The sequence below is a fragment of the Methylobacterium sp. C33D genome, from assembly GCF_053345825.1.
In genome coordinates this window covers 1-426 of sequence record NZ_JBKFAV010000134.1, presented here as the reverse complement: position 1 = coordinate 426, position 426 = coordinate 1, and the positions used below count along the sequence as shown (strand labels likewise).

Here is a 426-nt window from a genome sequence, read left to right as displayed (position 1 = left end):
GAGGTCCACGTCTCGTATCGCGGCCCCGAGTTCCTGTACCTGCCCAACCTCGACAGCCTGTACCTGCCGCGGGACGCGGCCGAGCTCGCCGACTTCGTCGGGCAGCTGGCGCCGGTTCTGATCCACGTGCACTCGCTGGCGGGGCTGCGCTGGGCGGCGGCGCGGGCGCTGATGGCGGTGGTGGCGGGCGCGGGGCGGCCCTACGCGTGGACGCTGCACGACTACTCGCCGGTGTGCCACCGCAACCACCTGGTGCAGCCGGACGGGCGCTACTGCGGCCTGGCGCCGGTCAGCGAGTGCCGGTCGTGCCTGGCGGTGGACGCGGACGGGTTCGAGGAGCCGGATCCGGGCGAGCGGCGGGCGGCGTTCGGGGCGTTCCTGGCGGGCGCCGCGCGGGTGTTCGCGCCGTCCTCCGACACGGCGGCC

The 426-nt window shown here is 75.8% G+C and carries 1 pseudogene; it reads left to right on the top strand.

The features are described from left to right. Window positions 1–426, top strand: a pseudogene (locus ACLBXO_RS31725) (glycosyltransferase); the annotation flags it as partial.